At 49.3% G+C, this 25,368-nt stretch carries 14 protein-coding genes; 11 read left to right on the top strand and 3 right to left on the bottom strand.

From position 1 onward, the window contains the following. Positions 1-25 precede the first annotated feature (25 nt). Together H6F90_RS06725 and H6F90_RS06730 are read left to right on the top strand one after the other, a co-directional pair. The gene (locus tag H6F90_RS06725; RefSeq protein WP_190551340.1) at positions 26-250 is read left to right on the top strand and encodes a hypothetical protein; all 225 of its coding nucleotides are present in this window, start codon (positions 26-28) and stop codon (positions 248-250) included. Continuing rightward, a complete protein-coding gene (locus tag H6F90_RS06730) occupies positions 247-1,353 on the top strand; it encodes a 1-acyl-sn-glycerol-3-phosphate acyltransferase (protein ID WP_190551342.1) in 1,107 nt (368 codons plus the stop codon). The genes H6F90_RS06725 and H6F90_RS06730 overlap by 4 nt, the downstream gene beginning before the upstream one ends. Here the strand turns inward: H6F90_RS06730 and H6F90_RS06735 are convergent, their stop codons facing one another. Continuing rightward, on the bottom strand, positions 1,354-3,000 hold the full coding sequence (locus tag H6F90_RS06735) for a DUF3352 domain-containing protein (protein ID WP_190551344.1): 1,647 nt from the start codon (positions 2,998-3,000) through the stop codon (positions 1,354-1,356). 171 nt (positions 3,001-3,171) lie between these two features. Here H6F90_RS06735 and cofH point away from each other — a divergent pair, with 171 nt between their 5' ends. Continuing rightward, the gene (cofH, locus tag H6F90_RS06740) at positions 3,172-4,326 is read left to right on the top strand and encodes a 7,8-didemethyl-8-hydroxy-5-deazariboflavin synthase subunit CofH (RefSeq protein ID WP_190551346.1); all 1,155 of its coding nucleotides are present in this window, start codon (positions 3,172-3,174) and stop codon (positions 4,324-4,326) included. 43 nt (positions 4,327-4,369) lie between these two features. Here the strand turns inward: cofH and H6F90_RS06745 are convergent, their stop codons facing one another. Next, a complete protein-coding gene (locus H6F90_RS06745; protein WP_190551348.1) occupies positions 4,370-5,074 on the bottom strand; it encodes a hypothetical protein in 705 nt (234 codons plus the stop codon). 397 nt (positions 5,075-5,471) lie between these two features. On the opposite strand from H6F90_RS06745, the gene H6F90_RS06750 reads away from it, so the two are divergent. From H6F90_RS06750 to tilS, 3 genes are all read left to right on the top strand, one after another. Further along, complete coding sequence (locus tag H6F90_RS06750) at positions 5,472-7,238, top strand: DUF3352 domain-containing protein (protein WP_190551351.1); 1,767 nt, start codon at positions 5,472-5,474, stop codon at positions 7,236-7,238. Positions 7,239-7,337: 99 nt separating this feature from the next. Beyond that, the gene (gene ccsB, locus H6F90_RS06755; RefSeq protein ID WP_190551354.1) at positions 7,338-8,369 is read left to right on the top strand and encodes a c-type cytochrome biogenesis protein CcsB; all 1,032 of its coding nucleotides are present in this window, start codon (positions 7,338-7,340) and stop codon (positions 8,367-8,369) included. A gap of 87 nt (positions 8,370-8,456) precedes the next feature. Further along, positions 8,457-9,440, top strand: a complete 984-nt coding sequence (gene tilS, locus H6F90_RS06760) for a tRNA lysidine(34) synthetase TilS (protein WP_190551357.1) — start codon at positions 8,457-8,459, stop codon at positions 9,438-9,440. 39 nt (positions 9,441-9,479) lie between these two features. On the opposite strand, the gene hmpF is transcribed toward tilS, so the two are convergent. Further along, positions 9,480-11,303 carry a pilus motility taxis protein HmpF gene (gene hmpF / locus H6F90_RS06765; RefSeq protein ID WP_242024371.1) on the bottom strand — a complete coding sequence of 608 codons (1,824 nt, stop codon included), beginning with the start codon at positions 11,301-11,303 and terminating at the stop codon, positions 9,480-9,482. A gap of 933 nt (positions 11,304-12,236) precedes the next feature. Between hmpF and H6F90_RS06770 the strand changes: the two genes are divergently transcribed. The 5 genes from H6F90_RS06770 to H6F90_RS06790 all read left to right on the top strand — a co-directional run bounded on the left by H6F90_RS06770 (position 12,237) and on the right by H6F90_RS06790 (position 25,346). Further along, positions 12,237-13,514 (top strand): response regulator, encoded by a 1,278-nt coding sequence (locus H6F90_RS06770; RefSeq protein WP_190551359.1) that lies wholly within the window; start codon positions 12,237-12,239, stop codon positions 13,512-13,514. Positions 13,515-13,658: 144 nt separating this feature from the next. Beyond that, the gene (locus H6F90_RS06775; RefSeq protein ID WP_190433054.1) at positions 13,659-14,024 is read left to right on the top strand and encodes a response regulator transcription factor; all 366 of its coding nucleotides are present in this window, start codon (positions 13,659-13,661) and stop codon (positions 14,022-14,024) included. A 10-nt stretch (positions 14,025-14,034) separates the two neighbouring features. After that, complete coding sequence (locus H6F90_RS06780) at positions 14,035-14,565, top strand: chemotaxis protein CheW (protein WP_190433052.1); 531 nt, start codon at positions 14,035-14,037, stop codon at positions 14,563-14,565. Positions 14,566-14,690: 125 nt separating this feature from the next. Further along, complete coding sequence (locus H6F90_RS06785; RefSeq protein ID WP_190551361.1) at positions 14,691-17,648, top strand: methyl-accepting chemotaxis protein; 2,958 nt, start codon at positions 14,691-14,693, stop codon at positions 17,646-17,648. 288 nt (positions 17,649-17,936) lie between these two features. Then, the gene (locus tag H6F90_RS06790; RefSeq protein ID WP_190551363.1) at positions 17,937-25,346 is read left to right on the top strand and encodes a response regulator; all 7,410 of its coding nucleotides are present in this window, start codon (positions 17,937-17,939) and stop codon (positions 25,344-25,346) included. Positions 25,347-25,368 lie beyond the last annotated feature (22 nt).

A 25,368-nucleotide genomic window follows, 5' to 3' on the forward strand; every position in this document is an offset into this window, starting at 1 on the left:
CAATACGGCTATCTGGTATGTCACTATGTTTAGCTTATTAGAAACCACTATTCGGCCACTACAACTGAATTCTAGAGTGCTAGAGGTGGCCTATGAACTGTATTTAGAAGCACCCCAAGCGAGTCACCCCGGCATTAATCTACAAGAACTGTCCCGACGCACTGGAGCCAGTTTGATGGAATGCCGTAATGCGATCGTTGAGGCGAACCAAGTAGGCAGATTCCCGAATTGCTCCCTGTACACGGCATGAACTGGGATCATACGGCCTACAACGATGCCAGCGACTCTCCCTACGATTCGTGCCCCAATTCTACGGAGCAGCATTGTTCACCTGCGCTTAAGTCGCCTTCTGCTTATCGTTTTAGTTGGTTTGACTGGTTTTGCCTCTGGTATCCACCGGGCTGGCTGATTTTGTTCAATCGCCACTGGCAGCATTACCATGACGATCCTGAAGGCTGGAATTGGCTGGATTACATGCTGTTTCTGATTCCAGGAGGCTTTTACCTAGCCTCTTTTATCCGCTGGTTGCGACTCGGTGGTCGGGCACCCCGATCTGAAGGAGGCGAGGTTAACCCTGCTTATCAACAAGCATTTCAAGATGAAATCCTGGGTCCAATTGTGCAACACTATTTCCGGGCAGAGTTGCACCAGCTAGAGCATTTGCCTGCCACAGGCCCACTGGTCGTGGTAATGAATCACGCAGGTATGGCTTTCCCCTGGGATTTTATCAGTTTAGGTTGGTTACTTAAGCAGGAACGAAATTGGGTGATCCAGCCGCTAGCTCACACCATTTTCTTTGATCATCCTTGGTTGAATTGGTGGCTCCCACCCAAATGGCCTCAAGTTTTAGGGGGAGTGCGGGCGGAGCGTCAAAGTTTTGAAGCAGCCGTAGCTAATGCAGAGACAGAAACGGTAGTACTTTATGCCCCAGAAGGCTGGCGCGGATTGATTAAGGGGTGGCGGCAGCGCTATCAGTTGACTACGTTTGACCCTAGTTTCATTCAAGTCAGCGATCGCCATCAAGTACCCATTTTGCCCGTGACTTGCATTGGTAATGAGTCGTTGCACCCTTGGGCTTGGAACTTCAAAACCTTGGCCCGTTTGATTAAGCTGCCGCTGTTTCCTGTTTCATTGCTGATGGTGGCGTTTGTGCTGTTTCCCTCAATGGGAGTTTGGGCCATGCGATCGCGGCTCAAGTACACGGTGCAACCGCTCTACCAACCTTGGCAGGAAGCAGGAGTTACAGCACCAGATCAGCCGAAGCGATCGCATGCTTACCAACAAGCCCAAGCCTTGCGATCGCAGCTTCAAGACCAACTCAACCAGATTCGTAGCAGTGCGAAAAGCAAGTAACTACTTCAGGCTCAGCGCTTTGGGTTTGAGGGCTAAGAGCATCTCGACCTGAGCGGTGGTTTTGTCTGGTTGCGTCACAGTGATGCCAAGACCACGAATAGAGTTCAGCATGGCAGTTGTTTCAGGTGTAATGCTGCTAGTTTGAGTTTTTAACAGACTGGTATTCATCACGGCCATGATTTTATCCATGTCGAGATAAAAGTAGCCTGCATTCGGCTTAGCCAAAGAACTTGTCACCGTTTTGAAGGCAGCGCTTTGGTCTAGAGGTTGCTTGGCTGGTGCGGTCATGCCATCGATGAGGGGGCTACCCACGGCGATAAAGAGAGAATTTTGGTTCAGCCAACCGTGCCCCAAAACGCTTTCCTGTTGTGGCAATTTCCATTCGGTAATGGTTTTGCCATCCACACTGCGTTGCGCTACCTGCATAAAGTTCTTTTGGGCGATCGCATCCAGTTTGGTCAAGGTGGCCTCGGCAGTCGCGCGATCGCTGGTTTCTAGCACCAACACACCCCCAAACCCAACCGAAGACAGCACGCCTTGGTTGAGGGCGATCGCCCCTAGGCCAAATTCTCCATCCATCCAGCCAAACACTTCTTTATCAGCATCCAGGTTGACAGCCTGTAGCTGTTGCCTCACGGTATCAACCACTATCTGGCTCTGGGGCACGTTTTGTGCCTGCTCTACCATTGTTGTCCAGGCAGCTTTCAGGCCTTGCCCAGTCACTAAGGCGATCGTGTCTGTCGGAAAGGCAGCGACTACTTTGCCTGGAACGGGCTTGTACTGCATGGCAGTGGCTTGGGGTTTCGCTTTCGCCTTGGCTTTCACCCGCAGCCCAGAATCATCTACGCCCACACCCACGACTAAGGATTCTACCTGGTCTAGCTGCTGCATGCTTTGTGGCGGGATTTGGGACGCTTGCGGGCTGTTGGCGATCAGTTGTTTGACCGAAGTGCCGTAGTTCGGTAAATAAATTTGGGCGATCGGATTTTCTACATCTACGCCCGTTGCCATCAGTCGAGCCGCCCCGGATTTGTCGGCAAAGGAAGGCGCACCCTTGAACGTATCCACCGCCTGTTCTACCGTGACTTTTTTGTTAGCAAGCACGAGGCGATCGCTGAGCACAGCACTGTAAATTGTGCTGTTGGGCTGATCCTTTTGCGTGGTGGCTGAGATTTTGATGCCTTTGTAATCGCTCTCTTGGGTTTGAACTCCCGGCTGGGACTTGGCTTGATTGGCAAAGGCTAAAGCTCGAACTTTGTCTTTAATGCCCACTACGAGTAGGGTGTCCGACTGTTGGGTGCTTTCAGACGCACTCGGTAGCACGGCCACCATGACATTGCCCACCCAAGGCTTCAGGTCTTTGTCATAGTTGAGTTGGCTGCCTTTGAGCAATGAAGCCTGGAAGCTTTGCACTCCTTGACCCACAAACTTCTGAGCCTCTGGGGTGCCAAACTGTTGCAGTTGGTCCCAACCTTTAGCATCACTGGCAATGAAAGTAGCCATCAGCGCTTCATCAGGCACCACTTCCGCACTCGCAGCGGGACTGGATGAATCAATCGGGCCGCCTTTCATGAACCAGTAAGCAGCACCCCCAACAACAACCGCGATCGCAGCAACAGGCAATAATACTTTTTTGAAAGCAGACATGGGAACCAAGTTCTCCTAGTAGCGTGGGATTTTAAGCTCTAATGTGAAACGGGGCTAAACCTAAGAAGGAATGAGCGCTGGGCTTGATAGAGGAAACACAGTTCTTCGGCTTGATTCCAGTGTTCCCTGCCACAATGGATCAAAGATTGAATCCTTCTTTAAGAATTTCTTGTGGCTAACAACAGAGTTGATGCGATTTTGCACCGCGCCTTAGCGGGCAACGACATTTCTCCAGAGGCAGGGGTGACGCTGCTGCAACAAACAGAGCCAGCCGCGATCGCTGCCATTCGAGAAGCGGCAGACCAATTGCGCCAGCAGCAAGCAGGCAACACTGTTACTTACGTCATCAACCGCAATATCAACTTCACGAATATCTGCGAGCAGCACTGTAGCTTTTGCGCCTTTCGTCGGGATGCAGGAGATGAAGGGGCTTATTGGCTGGATAACGCCAAAGTTCTGGAAAAAGCCACAGATGCAGTGCAACGGGGTGCCACTGAGATCTGTATGCAAGGAGGGCTGAATCTGGAAGCCAAGCTCAATGGCAGTTCCCTAGCCTACTATTGCCAGGTTGTAGAAACGATTACTCGTCAATTTCCCCATCTGCATCTCCATGCTTTTTCGCCTCAGGAAGTGCAGTTCATCGCGCGGGAAGATAGTCTGAGTTATGTCGAAGTGATTGCTGCCCTACAAGCAGCGGGCGTTGGCTCTATGCCAGGAACTGCCGCAGAAGTGCTAGACGATGAAGTACGTCGCATTCTCTGCCCAGAGAAGACTGACAGTGCCACCTGGTTGGAAATCGTGGCGACTGCTCACCGCTTAGGCATGCCCACGACTAGCACCATGCTCTCTGGGCACATTGAAACGCCAGAGCAACAGATCAAGCATCTGGATTTGCTGCGATCGCTCCAGCAATCTGCTCAAGACCGAGGCGATCGCGGCATTACTGAGTTTATTCTGTTGCCGTTTGTGGGTCAGGAAGCTCCGAAACCATTACGTCGTCGGGTGGGACGCGATCAACCGATTCTGGCTGATGCTCTGTTGCTGATGGCAGTGGCTCGCATCTACTTAGGTCGCTGGATTCCCAATCACCAACCCAGTTGGGTCAAACTTGGCTTAGCAGGTGCAACTGAGGCTTTAACTTGGGGCTGCAACGACATCGGCGGCACTTTGATGGAAGAGCACATCACCTCAATGGCGGGAGCCCAAGGCGGCACCTGTATGGAAGTTGATACGTTACAAGCTGCGATTAGCTCTCTAGGTCGTCCTTATCAGCAGCGAGATACGTTGTATAACGCGATCGCAACTCCAACTCTAGTACCTTCTTAAACCGCTCTCTGACCAGTGACGTTTATCCGCTGTACCCAAATTGTTATACCTCGTCTCCCAACGTCTTCTGTTTCCACTCTTCAAACGTGATTTCTTTCACCTCGCTTGAAGCATAGGGATATAACTGATGATCTCGAAACTGAATCCACAGATAAAAATCTTTCATGATACTAAAGTGCTTGTCGATGATTTTAGCAATGGGCACTGACTTATTGCTTTTTATGTATTCTCTGGGTTGTCGACTCCAGTTAAAATCTTCGATATCTTTGGAGTTGAATTCAAATGAGTATCCTCCTTTGAATAAGGGAGGTCTTGATTCTGAAGATAAGTTTTTTATTCGGTGCATTTTGAAGTACAAAGTTGGCACTGGAACTTTTTTATGCTGTACATACCTACGTAAATCTTTCACAAATACATTTTCAAAAGTATCCTTTAAGTATTCAGCTAATCTGGCCTCATATGCATTTGCAAAATCCCGAACATCAGCCGATGTATGGTCTTTCAGCTTTCCATGAACTATACGGGTATGGTCTATAAGCGATAGCCATGCAGCAGCATAGTTATGAATACGGCGACCGATTTCACGACCACCACTTATGTGCAAGCTGACATGGTTTTCGTTATCACTCAAAAACTCATCCCTATTAGCAGTTTCTAAGTAATCCTCAATTGTTCTCTTGAACTCTATATAGTTGCCCTCAAAAATATAAAAGCTATAAAAAATGATTGGAAAAAAATTTTCTCCCATTGCTCTGCACTTAGTTTCCTAGGGCTGCTCCTACTTTATTCTACTAACAGAAAAGTAGTCAGAAGAAAATCTATGTTGACAAAGCAGCAAGTAATTCAGCGAGAGGGCTAACTATTATTAGACTTAAGATTCCTCCAAAACATGCTTGCAGGAGTAATTAGATAGAAGCTCTCTGCATAACACCCCAAATTGAATAGACGCTGGATTTTTCCGCAATATGCGCTGACTCAGGTAAATAGATTGAGTCTTTCCGTTTTAGAGATCTGGGAAAAGCTAGGCAATGACTACTCAATTTCTCTTGAGTAGCTGTCCGGATATAGCAGGCCACAGGCCGATAATACTTTGCTAGAGTGACAACGGCGTTGCGTATTCTGTCTGGCTAAGAGAGCTTGGGGTCATGATCGAGAAGAAAAATAAGGTTGCTCTACCACTCACGCTAGGAGCAGCGGGCTTACTGATTGCAGGGGGAGCGGCGACCTACTGGTTTATTACTCAGAGAAACACTGGGTCAGGCGAGCTACCCATGGGAGCCAACATCATTCCACAAACCGCGCTCATGGCAGTTTCGGTCTCGACTGATTCAAATCAGTGGCAAACCCTCAGACAATTTGGCACCCCAGAAACCCAAGCCTTAGTAGACCAAAACTTAGCTCAGTGGCGCGATCGCCTGCTGACTGCCAACGGCTACAACTACCAAAAAGATATTCAACCCTGGGTTGGTAGACAAGCAACTTTCGCCTTCCTACCTTCTCAAACAGCCACACCCGCTAGCCCCTCCCCCACCCTGCCTGCTCCCACTCCGGGAGGCCAGCAATCGGTAGTATTGGTTCTACCCATCACCAATCCGGGACAAGCGCAGCAAGCCCTCTCTCAGCCCAAAACTGGAGCAGGGACTCAGTGGACGCAGCGGGACTACAAAGGATTTCAGATCCGAGAAACCCAGGGAGCACCGACCCAAAATTACTCCGCTACTGTTCTAGATGGGCGCTTCTTGGTGGTTACGACCGATCCCAAGATCACCGATCAAGCGATCGACACTTATAAAGGTGGTGCTTCTCTCCTCAACGCTCCTGGATATACCGCCGCCTTCAATAAGATTGGTACGAATCAAGCCTTTGCCAACCTATATGTAAATGTGCCAGCAGCAGCAGCGGTAGCCTCCACCAGTTCAGCCGTTCCGGTTGCACCAGAAAGCCTCAGCCAGCAAATTCAAGGCTTGACTGCTGCCTTTAGTTTGCAGCCACAGGGCATTCAGGTTCAGAGCGTTGCTTGGTTGAAGCCAGACAGCAAGAAAAAGTATACGGTTGCGAATGCGGCCAAGAATATGACTAACCGCTTGCCTGCGGAAACTTTGGTCATGGCTTCGGGTGGCAATCTCAAGCAGCTTTGGGAGCAGTACATTCAGGGAGCCAACACCGCAACCTCGCCTAACCTGACCAATCCCCAAGTGTTACGAGAAGGGCTGCAAACGCAGACAGGTTTGGACCTGGACAAAGATTTGCTGAAGTGGATGGATGGAGAGTTTTCCCTGGCTTTAATTTCCAATCCACAGAAAGCGCCGACAGATTTACCCGCTGGCTTGATGTTTATGGTGCAAGCGAGCGATCGCCGAGCTGCCGACAAAGCATTCAAGCAACTGGATGAGGTGATGGCCAAGCGGTACAACTTCAAGGTCAATGAAGTCAAAGTTGGCAATCAATCCACAATTACGTGGTCGCCTGCTTTAGGAGGCGCGATCGCCAGTCATGGCTGGTTAGATAGTAATGTTGCCTTTCTGACGGTGGGTGCACCTGTTGCGAACAGCATTATCCCCAAGCCCGCAACACCTCTAGCCACCAGTGAATTGTTCCAGTCCACTGTACCCGCAGAGCTAAAACCAAATAACGGACACTTCTTTATTGATGTCGATCGCACTCTTAGTAGCAACCTAGCTTTGATTCGGCTGGCTCCTAGCAGTCAGGTTTGGGCAAAAGCGATTCAGGCGATCGGAGTGACAGGAGCAATTAGTGACGAGCGCACCACTCGCTACGATGTGTTTGTGCGTTTGCGTCAAGGTAACAAGCCAGGCCCATTACCCAGCCCCTCCACCAGTACTAACGAAACTCCTAGTCCCACCGCATCGCCTACGCCTTCTCCAGAAACTTCTCCCAGTCCATCTCCTTAGGAGCCACTTGATAGGTAGGCTACCGGCAAGGCCCAGGAGTCGATAGGATAGGATCAGCCTTATTAGCATCCAGTCTGCAAAACTGTTGGGAGAGCGTCGATGGATTTGGTTGAACTTCAAGGCAAGTTAGACAATGTCTCGTTTGCCGTTTTATTTGTCACCATGCTGATCTACTGGATCGGGGCAGCGTTTCCCAAGATTCCGCTCTTGCCAGCATTAGGCACTACTGGGATGGCGATCGCTAACCTCTGCACAGCAGCCCTTCTAGCGGCTCGGTGGCTAGAAGCAGGTTATTTTCCCATCAGTAATCTCTATGAATCTTTGTTTTTCCTAGTTTGGGGTTTGACCACCATCCACCTGATCGCGGAGAACATGAGCCGTAGCCGCTGGGTGGGAACTATCACAGCTCCGGTGACGATGGGGATTACTGCTTTTGCCGCCTTGACCCTACCAGACGAAATGCAGGCTTCGGCACCCTTAGTACCCGCTCTCAAGTCTAACTGGCTGATGATGCATGTCAGTGTCATGATGCTCAGCTACGCCACTTTGATGGTGGGAGCACTGCTGGCGATCGCCTTTTTGATTGCGACAAGAGGCCAAAAAATCGAGTTACACGGCAGTTCGGTCGGCACAGGTGGCTTCCGCGAAGGAGCCTATCGCTTACGTCGGGCGGGAGAAGCTGTAAACTCAGAGGTGAGCACTGAACCCGCGTTAGCTTATGCTGCTGACAGCAACGGTAGCGGCGGCACCGCAGTCCTGAATGCGGTTGGTGCTGAAACAGCTACTAGCGAACTCCTTTCGCCTCAGCGCCTGAGCTTGGCCTCAACCTTAGACAACATCAGCTATCGGATTATTGGTTTGGGCTTCCCTCTGCTCACCATCGGCATTATCGCGGGTGCAGTTTGGGCTAACGAAGCTTGGGGTTCCTACTGGAGCTGGGACCCGAAAGAAACCTGGGCCTTAATTACCTGGCTAGTTTTCGCAGCTTATCTCCATGCGCGGATCACTAAAGGTTGGCAAGGTCGGCGTCCAGCAATTTTGGCAGCTAGCGGTTTTGTGGTCGTCTGGATCTGCTATCTAGGAGTTAACCTGCTGGGTAAAGGACTCCACAGCTACGGCTGGTTCTTCTAAACCGCAAGTTATTTTGCAGTTGCAGTCAGTTCTCAGTTGAAGAGCTGGCTGCTTATTTTTTGACATGATTTAGCCGTACTAGGGTCTATGAGTGCTCCTTCTACTTGGACACCTCTACATGCCAAAGTTCATCAAACTCTGCGATCGCGGCAGTTACTACCCCGACAACGGCGTTTATTAATTGCCGTCTCTGGCGGGCAAGATTCGCTCTGCCTAGCAAAATTACTTTTAGACTTGCAGCCTAAGTGGAATTGGCAGGTCGCGATCGCCCATTGTGACCACCGCTGGCGAACCGACTCAGAGGCGAATGCTACTCATGTGCAACAGTTGGCGCAAAGTTGGCAAGTTGAGTTTTATCAACGCACTGCCACTCAAGCTTTGCCCAGCGAAGCAGCCGCTAGAACCTGGCGCTACCAAGCACTCACCGAACTTGCTCAAGCGCATGATTACCATTATTTAGTCACAGGTCACACCGCCAGCGATCGCGCTGAGACGTTGCTCTACAACTTGATGCGGGGCAGTGGAGCCGATGGGTTGCAAGCCCTAACCTGGCAACGAGCCTTAAGCCCAGAAATTATGCTGGTGCGGCCTCTACTAAATTTGACGAGGCCAGAAACTGCTCAATTCTGCCAAGTGTTTAACTTACCCGTTTGGGAAGACTCGACCAATCAAGACTTGAAATATGCCCGCAATCGGATTCGGCAAGAATTACTGCCTTACTTACAGCAGCACTTTAATCCGCAAGTAGAAAAAGCTTTAGCCCAAGCCACCGAGCTACTCCAGGCAGATGTGGAATATTTGGAACAAGCCGCCACAGAGCTACACCAGCAAGCTCAGCATCCTGCCCAACCTGGTTTGAATCGCTTGGTATTACAACCTGCTCCTCTAGCTTTGCAAAGGCGGGTGGTACGGCAGTTTCTCCAAACAGCCCTGACCAGCGAAATCAATTTTGAGCAGATTGAGAAATTAGCTAGCTTAATTTCAGCCCCCAACCGATCGCAAACTGATCCGTTTCCGGGAGGGGCGATCGCGGTAGTAGAAGGTGAATGGATTTGGTTAAAACAGCTCTAGCCCTACTTCATTCACCCCCACTCATCTAAACTGGGCTGACTAAGGAGCTGCCAACTCTGGCGTATTCATCAAGCCGACTAGCAGTTGTCGCATGTCAGCGATCGCTTGCAGTTGGTAATCACTGGCTTCTTGGACTTGATTGAGGACACCCGCGATCGCTTCCAGCTTTTGCCTTACTCCATCCACATGGTCTTGTACAGGTTGCATCATCTCTTGGTAGAGGCTGACCTTGCCCGACAGTTCCGCCAAGTTAGCTCGCTGAGTTTGCAGGTTTTGCTCTAGCTGCTTCAGCTCGTTCTGTTTCTGGGTCTGCTCATTGGATTGACTATCCACCATGCTCTGGGCTTGTTGAATCGCCCCCCGCATTTGTTCAATCTGGTTTTCTAGCTTTTGCAGTTCTTCCGCTTGCTGCTGCTTAATGTTTTCGATCTGAATTAAGGCAGGTGCTAGGTCAATTTCACTCTCCTGTTTCACCGCTTCTGATTTGCCTTCTCGTCGCAGTAAAACAGCTTGGTGTTGCGCCAGAATTTCTTCCCGTTCCTTGAGGTTGCGTCGTTGTCCCACCAAGGTTTCGTTCAGCATTTGATAGCGGTCTTGCTCATCTGCTAGCTCGGTCTCTAGCCGGAGACGGTCATACTCGCTGGCCTGCTGAATCTGCGCTTGCACCTCTTCAATCGTCTGCTGCTGAAAACCTAACTCTTCTTCCTGGTCATTAACGAAACGGAGGATTTTTTCCCAGTCACGCTGGAGATCTTGAAGGACTCCTTGAAGCTCGCCCAGTGGCATCGTTTCTAGTGCTTCAACGTCAACTTTAGGGCTAATCTTAACTTTGTCAGAAGTTTCCGATAGCCGATACAGTTGCTGATGCAGCTCTTCCTGGTTTTGCAGTTGCAGACCTAGCGTCTGGGCATAATCTTGCTTGAGGTTTAGAGCGTTTTGCTGTGCTTTCAACTCAGCTTTGGCCTGCTCCAAAGAAGTCTGGGCTTGTTGCCACTCGCTCCAGCGAGTTTGTAGATCTTGGGCTTGGCGATCGACTTCTTGTTGTAGCTGCTGAGCGCTGGCCCGTTGTTGCTCTAGTCGCTGCCAATGCTCGGTCAGAATGTTTTGCTGGCCATTGATGATTTCAACGGCCAAATTCAGTTGCTCGCGAGCCGATTCAGTCGGAGCCACTGAACCAGACAAGCGGTTCAATAGCTCCTGAATTTTACCGGCTTGTTCATCATCTAGAACCGCCGATTGCTGAATCTCGGATTGGCGTTCCTCTAAGCGTCGCATTTCACCATGTAGGTGAGCCCAAGCTCCTTCCAGTTCCTGGTTGCGGCGCTCTAATTCTTCCCGAAGTCGGTTGGCTTCTTCTCGCGATCGCTCAATTTCTTGGCGCTGCTGCTCTAGCTGCTCAAAATCTTCTTCTATTTGCTGAAGCTGCTCCCGCCGCGCTTCCATTTCCATTTCACGGCGATTAAGCTCTTGGCTTTGATAAGTCAGAGACTGCTTCCACTGCTCAATTTCTTCTTCCTGGGTCTTAAACTTTTCTTGCAGTCGAGAGAAATTTTGCAGAATAGTCACTAGCTGGCGGGAGGCTTCCTGTAGCCGCTGCACCTGCTTATTCGCAGTCAAGTCAGCTAGTACCAAGGCTCCTGCGTTAAAGCTATTCGCCTCATCTGAAGGAATAACTTCTTCCCCAGGGACAGCAGCCCAACTCTGCTCAGAGCGCTGACAAGCCAGCAACTTTAGCTCTGCCTTACCACTACCAATGAATCCGGTCTTTTTTTGTACTTCTGCTAGATACAGCACGCCAATCGTCCTCTTCCGTGTCGATGCCCAGTTCCTTGTGTCAGATAAGCCTTCTGCCAGCAGTTTCATTCGCCCTGCTAAACCCAGTTTAAGAAGAGAACATTGGTTGAGCAATATTCTTTAACACTGGGGTTCTTGCTGGGAACGCTACTGAATCCACCTACATAAATATGAGAGGTTCATGATGAGTCTACTGCTCCTACCGTCTCTAGTTTATTGGTTTTTACCTGTTGCTCGCTGCAAGCAGTCTCTGGGGAGGGGCGTATCCTTAACCACTTTTGCAACCCGAAAACGCAGCGGTCTTAGCGTCATCGTATCCTTAGACTGTTTTGCCTCTCAACTTGCTGCCACCTGAAGTCAATGTACATTGACTTTACTAAGGACTCTTACAGTGAGTAGCGCTATATAAAGCTCCATTAAAGATGAAGCAGTAGAGCTATTCACTCGAAGTAAAAGCCTAGCGCCATCATACTAACCCCTACAACCCACGTTACGGTGAGAAAAAGCTATTGGATCTGAATAATCAAATTTTTGTCGTAAAAGCAACAAATTTAGAATCCACAGTTCCGATTCTGGCTTCAGGCCAAGAATTGAAGATGCCAGTAGACCTGCTGAAGTCTTAAACTAAACTGAAATATATACTTCAGTGGACTCATCCCATCACCACAATTTAGCATCATTTTTAGTAGTGATGTCGAAGCAGTAACTTCTATGGCATTTCCAAGTACCACCAAAAAACTTCTTTTGGTTTATTGATAAGCAAATCTTTAATGTTACGAACGAGGAAAATCGCTCAATGTTTAGTTCTATCAGTAACGGGCTGCCATAAAAGAAAACTCGTAGGAGGTTGGTAAAAGTTTTAACACGAGTTTAATTTCTTACTGATCGTTATTATTTTGTGTAGGAACACCTGCGGTAAGCAAGAAGTTTGAAACTATATTGAGTCAGGGTTCCACTTGACAAGCGTCGAAGCTGTTCTTTGGAGAGCATCATAGCTGCATCATGCAAGGCAAGTTAAACGAGATAGACATCCGCAGCATTCTACAACTGATTGAGCTAGGTCAAAGAACGGGTGAGCTTTGTGTTGAAGCCTATGGTTCTCTGCCAAGCCTGCTCAGCAATGATCGTTTCGGGCGATCGCTATCCACCCAGTCTTGGTTTGTCTTTTTTCTCAATGGCCAAATTGTCTATGCCGCAGAAGGGGATGACAGTTTACTTCGCCTGCGTGACTATCTCCGCCGCTACAAAGTAGAAGCCGCACTCGATAACGTCACCGTCCCCTCGGTCGCTGCGATCAACGCCCCTGAGTATGGCTACTTGTGGGCACTGCTAGAAAATCATATTTTAACACCTGCTCAGGGACGTAGCATCATTCAGAGCATGGTGCATGAAACACTTTTCGACTTGCTGAGTCTCCATCAAGGTTCATTTATTTTCGAAATTGGCTCCGCTTTGTCTCCCCAACTCACCACTCTGGAGATTAATCCGCTGGTGGCCAAGATCATGAAGCAAGTCCAAGAGTGGAAACAGTTTCACCCTCACATTCAATCACCTGATCAATGTCCGATCATTGCTGATGCCAAGCAGCTACAAGAGGCTTTACCGGAAAACGCCTTCAACAGCCTGCATCGCTGGGCAGATGGCAAAACCTCAGTCCGACAGATGGCCCGTTATCTCAACCGGGATATTCTCACCGTTGCCAGAGCTATTTACCCCTACGTGCAGCAGGGGCTAGTACAACTGCTATATCCCACCTCAAAAGAAACTATTGCTAGCAAGCAGCCATTTTCCCTACAGATGGCTCGAACTCCCAGAGTGGTTTGTATCGACGATGGGGCAAGCATTCGTAAAACGGTGGAGTACATGTTAAGCCAACATGGTTATGAAGTTACATCCATTGGGAATCCTCTTAAAGCACTGAGCTTAGTATTTCAACTCAAGCCAGATCTAATTCTTTGTGATATTGCTATGCCGGAGTTGGATGGTTACGAAATTTGTGCCATGCTACGCAAATCAACGGCTTTCCGGCAAACTCCTATTGTGATGTTGACTGGGAAAGACGGATTTATTGATCGGGTCAAGGCTCGTATGGTCGGGGCGACTGACTACCTGACCAAACCATTCGGTGAAAACGAGTTACTCATGCTAGTGGAAAAGTATGCTGGCTCAGGCGACCCCGATCGCCCCAAACCAGACAGGCTGCTTGCTGATGCGCTAGAAGATGAGTTAGAAATTGACCTTGGCGATCCAGCTTCTGCTTCCTCAGCGCCTTTTAGTTAAGCATTGAGGGTATTTTAGTGATTAATTAGTGATTATTCTAAAAATCAAGGATTAAGGTGACTAACACAAATCTAAAGATTAAGTTTAAGAGTGTACGCGGTCGATCTTTCCCGTTAACCTTTGCAGTTAGCAGGTAGGGTGGTTATGAGTACAGTTCTAGTTGTGGAAGATAGTGTCACGCAACGGGAGATGATCACAGACCTTCTCAAAGGAAGTGGCCTAACTGTTACTGTAGCTAGCGATGGGGTTGAGGCATTAGAGCGCATCCAAGCACATTGCCCTGATTTAGTGGTCTTGGATATTGTGATGCCTCGCATGAACGGGTATGAGGTTTGTCGTCGTTTAAAAGCAGATCCCAAAACCCAAAATGTGCCTGTAGTGATGTGCTCTTCCAAAGGTGAGGAGTTCGATCGCTACTGGGGCATGAAACAAGGTGCAGATGCTTATATTGCTAAGCCCTTTCAACCCACAGAGTTAGTTGGAACAGTCAAACAGCTGCTACGAGGATAGGTAGGCGTGAATGGTTGGGAACCCAGATTTTTTAACAGGTAGAGGCCAAGACCAAGCTCCAGAATTTCAGGAATTAGAAAGTCCTGAAGGTGAGTTGCACCTAAGATTCTATGTATCTTCAGGCAACGAGTTTGCTCTACCTGCTACAGGAATTCGGGAAGTTATTTCACCTTCGCCGGATCGGATCACTCCCATCCCGAACGTTTCCCCTTTGCTTTTGGGTACGCTGAATGTACGTGGGCGCGTTATTTGGGTGGCTGATTTAGGCCAATTTCTAGGCGATGCTAATCCTCTCAATACAGATAGACCAGAGATTCCTGTCATTGCAGTCGAAGATCAAGACACCATGTTAGGGTTAGCAGTTGATCGAATTGTGGGCATGGATTGGCTAGACATTGATGAGGTACAGATGCCAGCTAATGTTCCGGATAGTATGGCTCCGTTTTTGCGGGGCGAATGGATGACGGACAATAAAGACGACAAGTTGCTCCGACTACTCGATCAAATTGCAATTCTTCGATCAGCGCGGTGGGCAGCATGAGTCAGCTCATGAATTAGTTAGATTTAGGGTTGAGCAAGGTGGTTCAATCACCCGCTGCAAACCAATCCACACAAGTAGGGTGAGCTTCGAGCAAATGGGATACGTGCAATGGCAGGAGGAGGCAAATGGCATCCAGCACTGAGTACGCGCAAGACTATCAACAAGCCCAGAAGGCATATTATCAGGGCAGTTATGAAGAGGCAGCGGCGATTGTCGATCGCCTGGCTCAAGACTTTCCTGATGACCCCAGTGTCCATCTTCTAAAGGGTCATATTTACTGCTACGGACTCCAGCAGTATGATGTGGCGCGCGAGCAATATCAACGGGTGCTGGGCTTGACCTCTGATCCTGAATTTATTGACTACGCGAATAGTGGATTGGCTTACACTAACGAATCTGATGCGGATGCAGGAGCCGCTTCAGCAGCTAATTTGGATGATGGCTCTCCTAATGTTCAAGAGCTAGATAGTTTTGCAGGTGGCTCTAACTATGGAGCCGCAGAAAGCTGGCATGCCCAGGAAGAACCCGCCTTTGACTTTAACAATGCTGAGTTAGAAAGCTTCGACGATTTTGACTCTGGCTTGGGTTTGACAGAAATGCCAATGGCTTTTGATGAGCCTGTTGACACGCCTGCGACAGCAACGCCTTTCTCCAATCCATTTGCTAATAGTTCTTATGCAAGTTCTGAGCCTTTAGACAATACTGCCGATCCATTTGCCTTTGACGAATATCTAGATGCTCAAGATCCAGGGACTCATCCACAGTCTCAATCTGGGACTTCCCAGGAGTTTTCGCCCTTTGGCCACGACTCTAGCTTGGGGCAGAGTGAGTTTGATGCATCGCTCGATCAGTTTGACGATGTCTTTCAACCCCTAGATTTTCCAGAAGATGATCTGAGTCCAGACGCTCAGTTGTATGCGGCTGAGGAGGAAAGCCTCCCTAGCGATCGCCCATCGGCTTTAGACTCTTTCCCTGGCGGCAACATTTCTGCCAATAGTTCATACAGCTCTAATCCTCCCTTAAGAGAAGACGAAACTCTCTTCATGGCTGATGAGGAGCTAGATGACTTTAATGCTGGTAATTTTGGCTACACAGACCTAGATTCAACTGGCTATAACTCCAGCAACTACGAGCAAGATGAGCAAACTTTCGTCTCATCTTCCAACTGGAACGGCTTTGACGCCCAAGACAACAACGTTAGCACCTTTGACGACGCCTTCTCAGATCCAGAATCCCCTGTGACCGGAGGCTCCTCTAGTGAAGCAGGTGGACGCCAGAGCAGCATCGACTTTCTAGATGAGTTCGATGAATTTGATGATCTAGGCAACCTACCCGACTTTGATATCTCTGAAAGTTCTGCGGGTTTCACTAGTCCTTCGGTTGGCTCAGCTGCTTTTGGAGGCATGGGTGGTACAGTCTCTGGATTAAATAGCCGTCGCGGCCACGAGAGCGCTGCCCCAGAGGCAGGCGCAGGACTGAGCTTTTCCAATATGGGAGAAGTTGATTTCAGCGATAGCGGCGATCGCTCCATTATTCGAGACGATGAAGTATTTGGGATTGCTGGCAACTCTGAGCAAGTCCCCATCTTCACCCAAAGTGACAGCCTCAATGTAGAGCCTACCGTCACCTCCGAGCAGGGAATGTTGTCGTTCTTAGACAATGCCTCGCTTAAAACCAAGCACTTAATCACAGCGGGTGCAGTGGGAGTGATTTCAGCTTTAGCAGTGGCAACGGTTAGTTGGGTGGCAGCGCGGGGTGCCGTAGAGCAAAAGCGGCCTGAAGTCATCGCTAGCTTGAGGCAAACGGGTCTAATCATGGCTGTTGTGGCTGGGGTCACTAGCGGTGGTGTGGCTTACTTTATGGGTCGCAAAACCGCCAATCAAATTCAGCGAGCAACTGATAACTTGCAAGCTCAATTTCAAGCGGTCTCTCAAGGGAATTTAGATGCTCGGGCTTCGGTCTATTCAGAAGATGAGTTTGGCCAATTAGCTGCTGGCTTTAACCAAATGGCACGGGTGATCCTCACGACTACAAGTGAGGCGCAACGGAAGGCAGAAGAGCAAGAGCAAGCCAAAGAAGACCTACAACGCCAAGTAATTCGCCTCCTAGATGACGTGGAAGGGGCGGCGCGGGGTGACTTGACAGTTCAGGCAGAAGTCACCGCTGACGTACTGGGAGCAGTTGCCGATTCGTTTAACTTAACGATTCAAAACCTGCGCGAGATTGTACAGCAGGTGAAGTTGGCAGCCCGACAAGTGAACAAAGGCGCTTCCGACAGTGAAATGTTCGCTCGCAGCTTATCGTCTGACGCTTTGCGGCAAGCAGAAGAGCTAGCGGTCACCCTCAATTCTGTCCAGGTCATGACCGATTCCATTCAACGGGTAGCTGAAAGTGCCCGCCAAGCAGAAGAGGTGGCTCGTTCAGCCTCTGCGACAGCGCTCAAAGGAGGTGAGGCAGTAGAAAGCACGGTTTCCGGTATTCTCAAGATCCGCGAAACAGTGGCAGAAACCACCCGAAAGGTGAAGCGGCTGGCCGAGTCGTCACAAGAAATTTCAAAAATTGTGGCGTTGATTTCCCAAATTGCTTCTCGTACCAACCTCCTGGCACTTAACGCTAGTATTGAGGCAGCGAGGGCGGGTGAAGCTGGACGTGGTTTTGCCATTGTGGCTGATGAAGTCCGACAGTTGGCTGACCGGGCAGCGAAAGCTTCGAAGGAAATTGAGCAGATCGTGCTGCAAATTCAGAGCGAGACAGGCTCCGTAATGACAGCAATGGAAGAAGGAACTCAACAGGTAATTGAGGGAACTCGCCTAGCAGAACAAGCGAAGCGATCGCTCGAAGACATCATTCAAGTGTCTAACCGCATTGATGCCCTTGTCCGTTCCATTACTGCCGATACGGTAGAACAAACGGAAACTTCGAGAGCGGTGGCTCAGGTAATGCAGTCGGTTGAACTAACCGCACAAGAAACCTCTCAGGAAGCTCAAAGAGTTTCGGGTTCTCTACAAAACTTAGTAGGAGTTGCGCGCGACCTCTTGACTTCCGTAGAACGGTTCCGTGTAGAGGCTGGGGAGCGACAGTAAAGGCAACTTTTAACGCTTGGATGTCGCGGAATAACTCGAAGTTAATTTGTTTTGATGTCGATTTTAAAAGGATCGGGTACATTAAAACAATCTTAGGTAGAAGCCCATCTGAGCGCAGGAAACAAGCTAATTGATGCTGATGGCATAGCCCTAGAGCGGCTCCCTGCCTTCAAATTCCGTCAAACACAACCCAAACGTTATAGTTTTGGGTGCTTCTTGACCTCAGGCTACGCTTCGATAGCAAGCATTTAGAAGAAATAACGTTTTCCAAAGGAACGGGGCACTGCTATGCAGTCAGAACAACAGCAGCGGATCATGGGTTACTTCATTGAGGAGGCCAAAGACCACCTCAACACCATTGAGCAAGGTTTGCTGAATCTGCAAAGCACCATCGAAGACTCGGAAATGGTGAATGAAGTCTTCCGAGCGGCTCACTCTGTCAAAGGCGGAGCAGCCATGCTAGGAATCAATAGCATTCAGCAGGTTTCGCACCGTCTAGAGGATTGCTTCAAACTCTTAAAAGAGTGCCCCATCAAAGTTGATCAAAAATTAGAATCTTTGTTTCTTAGGGTGTTCGATACTCTGCACGAACTCCTAGAGCAACTTCAAGGACCTTTTGGTCTGACTGAAGATATTGCTAACGGTATCATGTCAGGCATTGAGCCGATCTTTACCGAGCTCACCAATCACTTGGAAGGACTGATCACTCAAGCGGGTGGTGTAATTCCAGTCGAAGAAGGGTCTAGCTTTATCCCTGTTGTGGTTGAAACCACCCCAATCCCAGTTGCAGCAGCTCCTCTGCATCAAGAAGAAAGTGCGTTGCTATTGCTTTTTCAAAGCGATGTGCCAACCCGCTTACGCGAGATGTTGCAGTTGTTCAAGCAGTCGGAAAGCTCAGAGAATCGAAAACAACTGCAAGACCTTTGCCGTAGCTTAGGACAACTAGGTGAACCATTCGATTTGCCAAATTGGTGCAACTTGCTTGAGGTGTCTCGTCAAGCGATCGCCTGCCCTGATAATGCCTACCGAACGCTAGCTCCTATTGTCATCAAAGAAATCAAAAAAGCACAGGAGTTGGTTCTAACTAACCAGGCAGCAACAATTTTAGCTGGGGACGCTCTGACCGTTCTAGTGCCTGTTTCCGCCGCCGAAGCTGCAACGGAACCTACATTTGATGACCTTCTGGCTGGGGATCTCTTTGAACTCACTAATGAGCCGGAAGAATCTCTGACTGAAGCGTTCGATTTATTTGAAACGGCAGAAGAGCCTACTTCTGATGACATTTTTGCTGTAGACCTGACTGAAGATAGTCCGTCAGATGGGCTTGAGGATTGGTTTAGTAGCCCTGCCCTAGAACCAGACGCAGTCACTAGCGACGCAGACCTCGGTTTAGATTTATCCTCCGACCTCAATGCAGACTTGGTTGCGGCTGAGCAAGCTACAGGCGATCGCAATGGCCCTGAGGTAGGAATGGCGGAGCTAAACAGCTTGGCCGATCTGTTTGAAGGGGAAGTTCTTGATTTAGGCGTAACTTGGCAAGAAGAAGAAATTATCAGAGAGACTGCTGAGTCAGCAGATGGTTCTCTAGAGAGTGATGTCAATTCAGATGATTTCTCAGATTTACTCTTTGATGCAGAGAGTTCTGGGAATTCCAGTTCTAAAGCCAGGGGATCAGATGACCTCGCTAGCTTGTTTGGCAGTGATGACTTGCTCAATGATGAATCTTTAGATTTCCAAGGCTTAGAAGACTTCACTGATACCTCACTGGAATCTTCAGCAGCGATCGCCTTTGAAGACCAAGCTGAAGAGCAACCTGATCTAGACTTTTTCGGAGATCTTGAATCAGACGATGCTGCTTTCAATAGTCTCGGTGTAGAAGCAGTAGAGGACTCTATAGATACCTCAGCAGACAACTTAGCCTTTGAACTATCGGAGTCAAGCTTTGAATTATCCGAATTTGAAGTTGTTGCTGATGAGATTGTCGTTGAGGTTCCTTCTGACGAGTTGAGAGAGTTCCCTGACTTATTTGCTGAGTCTGATGAAAGCGAGCTACTCTCTCTAGAAACTTCTTCTGAGGAGCTGACTAACGCGACTATTTCAGATGATTTCACTGATTTCTTCAATGAGCCTGCCCCAGAAACCTCTCTTGAGGGACTGGGTGATAGCGAACCTGACTTCCTCAGCGCTGAGCCAACCTTTGAGCCTGATGCAGAGCTAGAGGCCGCTTTAGAGGATTCAGAATCTATTGGACTATTTGGTGAGGAATCTCCTAGCGATTTAGAACCAGGGATTCTAGCTGAAGATGAGGCAGATCTGACTGATTTGTTTGGTGTCTCTGAGGAACCTTCCTCTCTAGATGCAGTTAACCTGTTCGTAGCCAGCGATGATCAAGACAATGTGTCAGATGACCTCTGGTCAGAGGAGACAACCGACTCAGCCGAGCCTGGGACTTCTTGGTTAGACGCTCCCATGAGCGAGGTAGATGACACTCCACCCGATCTATCACTGGCAGAGGCAGACTTAGCGGCTGAGCCAGAAAGCCTAGATTTTTCCTTGGAAACGTCAGCAGAAGCTGATTTAGATGATTTGTTCGCCACTTCCTCTAACGAGGGAGATGAACCTGATGTTGATGCGGATGCACCAGTACTAGACCTAGCTTCCGAGGAGCCTGTGGCTGCGATCGCCGATCCTTGGGAGGAACAAGGGCTAACAAGTAGCGATTCTGAGCCTGAAGCGAGTTGGAACTTAGACGCTTTAGATTTGGGTGAGGATCTATTAACGACTCCTGAAGCAACGAGAGCTGACGGAGAAGATCCCTTTGCGATCGCTGAGCAGTTAGAGAGTTTTGATTTTGATCTAGAAACTGAGAATTCTGAAGCGGCATTCACTCTCGCTCCAGATGCTGATGAAGAGCTTCTGCTAGAAGAACTGACTGACAGTGCCGCCTCATCTGACTGGTCGCTGACTGAGGTTAGCGATCGCAATACAAGCGACGAGCTAACCCTAGATCTTGGTGCAGATGAATCCCTAGACCTGTGGAGTCCAGAAGCTTTCGATCAGACAGACCTCAATGAGGTGGTAGCAGACGCTGATCTCAACACTGAGCTTGACGAATCGTTACTCCTAGAAGAACCTACTGATGATGCCGAGTTTGCAGACTTATTGGCTGAGTCTGAGCTGAGCGATCGCAGTGACGATCTGGGCTTTGACCTGAGCAGTGATGAAACTAACGACCTCTGGGGAGACGATTTGTCATCTGGGGTTGATCTAGAGGAGCTATCACTCGTTACACCAATTGCAGCTACCGAAAGCGTTGATGATCTTAGGTTGGCAGAATCTTTTGCAGATGATGCCGAGCTAGACGATCTCCTCACCGAATCCAGCGAATTCGGTGTCACTCCTGAAGAATTTGATTTTGAGTTAGCCAGCTCTGAAGCTACAGACCTGTGGCCTGAAGCCGTAACAGGCGAAACCGATTTGGCAGCGCTAAACCTAGAAGAAACGGCTGACTTAGGTGGCTCCGCTGACGATCCACTAGCTGACTTTTCGGTAGAAGCTAATTTTGCTGATCTCACCACTGATGCAGACGAATTAAACACCAGCGCAGACGAGCTCGACTTTGACCTCATAGGAGCTGATAAGGCTGATGAATCTTGGATGTCAGAGTCCATCGAAAGCTTGAATGAAATCCCTGAAACCACAGTCGTAGAAACCTCTCTTTTTGATGAGGACTTATCGCCGGAAACAGTAGAATTCAATGCTGATTTAGATGATTTAGAAGACTTCATGAGTGAGTCTCTAGAGGCGAGAGATGCCAACTCAGACTTTGGGGGGCTGAATGATCCATCAGATGAATTGCTACTAGATAGCTTGCCTACTGAGGAAACATCTGCCTTTGAAGACTTTAGTTTTGAGTCAGCGGCTGACACTTCGGATGAGTTGAATTTTGGTGATGAACTTACTCCAGCAGCAGATCTAGGAGACTTGTTCGATGAGCCTTCGGAGCCTGAGGTAGAGGTAGAGGCGATCGCTCTCGACTTGGGTAGCTTTGATGATTTCTCGTTAGATAGCTTGCCGACTGAAGCCCCAGAAGCAACTGAAGACTTTAGTTTTGCGTCAGTGCCCGAAGCAACTGAAGACTTTAGTTTTGAGCCAGCGGCTGACACTTCGGATGAGTTGGATTTTGGTGACGAACTCACTCCAGCAGCAGATCTAGGAGACTTGTTTGATGAGCCTTCGGAGCCTGAGGCAGGGGTAGAGGCGATCGCTCTCGACTTGGGTAGCTTTGATGATTTCTCCTTAGATAGCTTACCGACTGAAGCCCCAGAACCGACTGAAGACTTTAGTTTTGAGTCAGTGGCAGACACTTCTGATGAGTTGAATTTTGACGACGAACTAGCTCTTAACCTAGATTCTGAAAGCAATCACACTCAACTTGATGTTTTATCCAATGTTGAGCTCGATGAATCTTCAGAGGCTGATTTCGCCTTTGACTTAGACACTCCTGAAACTAGCCTGGACGAAAGCGAGTTAGGATTCGATAGCTTACTGGATGATTCTGAGCTTGATCTAACCGAGTCTCTAGCGCCTGTAGAACCATCTCTAGGTGCTGAGAGCGAACTAGATTTTGGCGACGAATTAGCGTTAGGAGGCTTATTTGATGGCGAAGAAACCTCCGATAACCTCAGTGAAGCAAGTTTGTTTGACGAAGAAGAGTCAGATAGCCCCAGCGAAGCCAGCATTCCTAAGAGCATAGATTCCGAAGGTTGGCTTGAGGGCTTTGATGCAGATGATGCTGATGCAGCTATCACTTCTGAGGTAGCCCCTGACCTAGCTTCTGACAATAGCGATGAGTTTGGGGACTTCTTCCAAACAGAAAGTGTCGATACAGCAGAGGAGGAAGCGGTCGATCTTTTTGCTGACTCCCCCACCACTGAATCAACTGATGAATTCGGCTTTGATGCGCTAGACCTCTCTGGCTTACCTGTTGCGGAAACGACTGAGCTTGGAGATGCCTTTACAGAGGTTGATGCAGAACTCGGCTTGGAAGACGATGTCACTACTAGCACTGAATCAGCACCAAACCTGACCACAGAATCAAGCTTTGACCTTGATGAGGTTGATCTCGATCTGTTTGATTTAGGAACAGATGCAGTTCCAGAAGCTGCGGACGTGACGGATATCAGCTTTGGCCTAGAAGATTCCGAAGCAGCAGATCTCAATGACTTTGATTTATTTGCTCTAGATTCAACGGATGATTTTTCCGATGGGTTAGATTTGGGTCAAGCTCAAGCTAGCGTCGATACTGCCGATGTTGGTGGCTCTGACTTAGATGACTTCCTAGCGATCGCTAGTGAGGAAGATGGCTTTGACGGTAACTTTGAGCGCAATACAGCGCCCGCTGATTCTCTCGATAACTTTGATGACCTCGAAGCTTTACTGAGTGAGGATGATTTTGCTGCGCCACCCTCCATCTCAGAGATAGGCAAAGACGACGCGGACTTTTCAGGATTGGAAGCGTTGCTGGACGAAGAATCTTTTGGTTCTGTTAATGGGCTAGGAGCGTCTGCGTTTAGTGCTACTGCCAGTGGTGCTGGAGCTTTTGACGGTGAATTCGATGATTTAGAGAAGCTTCTAGAGGATGCTGACAAAACCTTGGGTGGTCCTCCAACCGTTAAAACGAGCCGCGGTGCTGCTCCTCAGGCTAACCGTCGGCCAGGGCGTCGAGGTGGAGCAGGTTTTGCGGAGCAAACGATGCGGGTTCCGGTTAAGCACTTAGATAACCTCAGCAACTTGGTTGGGGAACTAGTGGTCAATCGGAATAGCTTGGAGCAAGACCAAGAACGGTTGCGGCAGTTCCTAGATAATTTGCTTTATCAAGTGCAGCAACTCAGCGATGTTGGGCAGCGGATGCGTGACCTGTACGAGCGATCGCTGCTGGAAAGCTCACTCTTAGCCAGCCGCCAAAGTCATCATGCCCCGGTACATGGTACCAATGGTGATGCTCAGAACAGCCACTCCACAGGAGCTAGCTTCGATGCCCTAGAGATGGACCGCTTTACTGGGTTCCATACCTTGTCTCAAGAGATGATCGAGTTGATTGTCCGAGTTCGAGAGTCTGCTTCTGACATCGAATTCATCGTGGATGAAACCGATCAGGTCACCCGGATGTTCCGGCAGGTGACAACTCAACTGCAAGAAGGTCTGACCCGCTCCCGAATGGTCCCCTTCGCCCAAATTGCCGATCGCTTGCCGCGGGCAGTGCGAGATATTGCCCTCAAGTGTGGCAAGCAGGCTGAGCTGCATGTCGAAGGTCGAGAGACCTTAATCGACAAGATGATTTTGGAGCAGCTTTATGATCCCATGACCCACTTGGTCAACAACGCGATCGCCCACGGGATTGAAACGCCAGATGTACGGCAAGCGGCAGGCAAGCCTCCTATTGGTCGTATTACGATCCGGGCCTTCCACCAGGGGAACCAAACGGTGATTTCTGTCTCGGATGATGGGGCAGGAGTTGATCCAGACCGAGTGAAAACAAAGGCGATCGAGAAACGTCTGGTTACGCCCGCAGAAGCCAGGACTCTTTCGCGCTTGGACGTTTATGACTTGCTCTTCCATCCCGGTTTCACGACCAAGGATCAAGTTACAGATTATGCAGGCCGTGGAGTCGGCATGGACGTCGTCCGCACTAGCTTAGGTGAGATTCGTGGTGCCATCACTACTGACTCTGCCGTCGCGAAGGGAACGACGTTTACTATTCGCCTTCCCCTTACCCTGAGCATTTCCAAAGCTCTCTGCTGCATCAGTAATCGGGCTCGCATTGCCTTCCCGATGGATGGGGTAGAAGACATGCTAGATGTGCCCAAGGAGCGGATTCAAGCTAATCCTGATGGCCAGCCTTGTATTCTCTGGCGCGATTTGCTGCTGCCCTTCCGACCGTTATCTGACATCCTCAAGTACAACCGTTATCTCGGTCGTGGTAGCGTCTACGGCGGTAACCAAGAAGATGACATCGTCTCCATTGTGGTGCTTCGTAGTGCTGGCAACTTCATTGCTTTGCAGGTCGATCAGGTCTTGGGCGAGCAAGAAATTGTAATTAAGCAACTTGAAGGCCCTGTACCTAAACCAATCGGGGTTGCTGGTGCGACAGTTCTAGGGGATGGGCGGATTATGCCGATCGCGGACGTTTTAGAGCTAATCGACCTGTCTATGGGTCGGATTCGCCGAGAAGCTAGCACCACGCTGTGGGATCAAAACGCTGAACCTCCTGTAGCGGAAGCCGTTGCCAAAACAGACCCGACGGTTCTGATTGTGGATGACTCGATTACAGTGCGTGAGCTGTTGTCCATGACGTTCAACAAAGTGGGCTACCGAGTTGAACAAGCGCGTGATGGTCAAGAAGCTTGGGAAAAACTGCGCTCTGGTCTGCCCTGCGATATGGTGTTCTGTGACATTGAAATGCCTAGAATGGACGGCCTAGAGTTGCTATCTCGGATTCAGAAGGATTCCACCCTCAACCACATCCCGATCGCGATGCTGACCTCGCGGGGTGCCGATCGCCATAGACAGATGGCTGTCCAGCTCGGTGCCAAGGGTTACTTCACCAAACCTTACCTAGAAGAAGCTTTACTAGATGCCGCTCAACGCATGCTAAAAGGTGAAGTTTTGATTGCAGGTAGTGGGAGCCATGCATAAGTTCTAGCTCACTTACTAAGGC

The organism is Trichocoleus sp. FACHB-591 (assembly GCF_014695845.1).
Lineage (GTDB): Bacteria > Cyanobacteriota > Cyanobacteriia > FACHB-46 > FACHB-46 > Trichocoleus.

Excerpts from the sequence above, each read along its gene's own strand:
- H6F90_RS06725 (WP_190551340.1), top strand. The coding sequence starts at position 26 with ATGTTTAGCTTATTAGAAACCACTATTCGGCCACTACAACTGAATTCT.
- H6F90_RS06730 (WP_190551342.1), top strand. The coding sequence starts at position 247 with ATGAACTGGGATCATACGGCCTACAACGATGCCAGCGACTCTCCCTAC.
- H6F90_RS06735 (WP_190551344.1), bottom strand. The coding sequence starts at position 3,000 with ATGTCTGCTTTCAAAAAAGTATTATTGCCTGTTGCTGCGATCGCGGTT.
- H6F90_RS06745 (WP_190551348.1), bottom strand. The coding sequence starts at position 5,074 with ATGGGAGAAAATTTTTTTCCAATCATTTTTTATAGCTTTTATATTTTT.
- H6F90_RS06750 (WP_190551351.1), top strand. The coding sequence starts at position 5,472 with ATGATCGAGAAGAAAAATAAGGTTGCTCTACCACTCACGCTAGGAGCA.
- ccsB (WP_190551354.1), top strand. The coding sequence starts at position 7,338 with ATGGATTTGGTTGAACTTCAAGGCAAGTTAGACAATGTCTCGTTTGCC.
- tilS (WP_190551357.1), top strand. The coding sequence starts at position 8,457 with ATGAGTGCTCCTTCTACTTGGACACCTCTACATGCCAAAGTTCATCAA.
- hmpF (WP_242024371.1), bottom strand. The coding sequence starts at position 11,303 with ATGAAACTGCTGGCAGAAGGCTTATCTGACACAAGGAACTGGGCATCG.
- H6F90_RS06770 (WP_190551359.1), top strand. The coding sequence starts at position 12,237 with ATGCAAGGCAAGTTAAACGAGATAGACATCCGCAGCATTCTACAACTG.
- H6F90_RS06775 (WP_190433054.1), top strand. The coding sequence starts at position 13,659 with ATGAGTACAGTTCTAGTTGTGGAAGATAGTGTCACGCAACGGGAGATG.
- H6F90_RS06780 (WP_190433052.1), top strand. The coding sequence starts at position 14,035 with ATGGTTGGGAACCCAGATTTTTTAACAGGTAGAGGCCAAGACCAAGCT.
- H6F90_RS06785 (WP_190551361.1), top strand. The coding sequence starts at position 14,691 with ATGGCATCCAGCACTGAGTACGCGCAAGACTATCAACAAGCCCAGAAG.
- H6F90_RS06790 (WP_190551363.1), top strand. The coding sequence starts at position 17,937 with ATGCAGTCAGAACAACAGCAGCGGATCATGGGTTACTTCATTGAGGAG.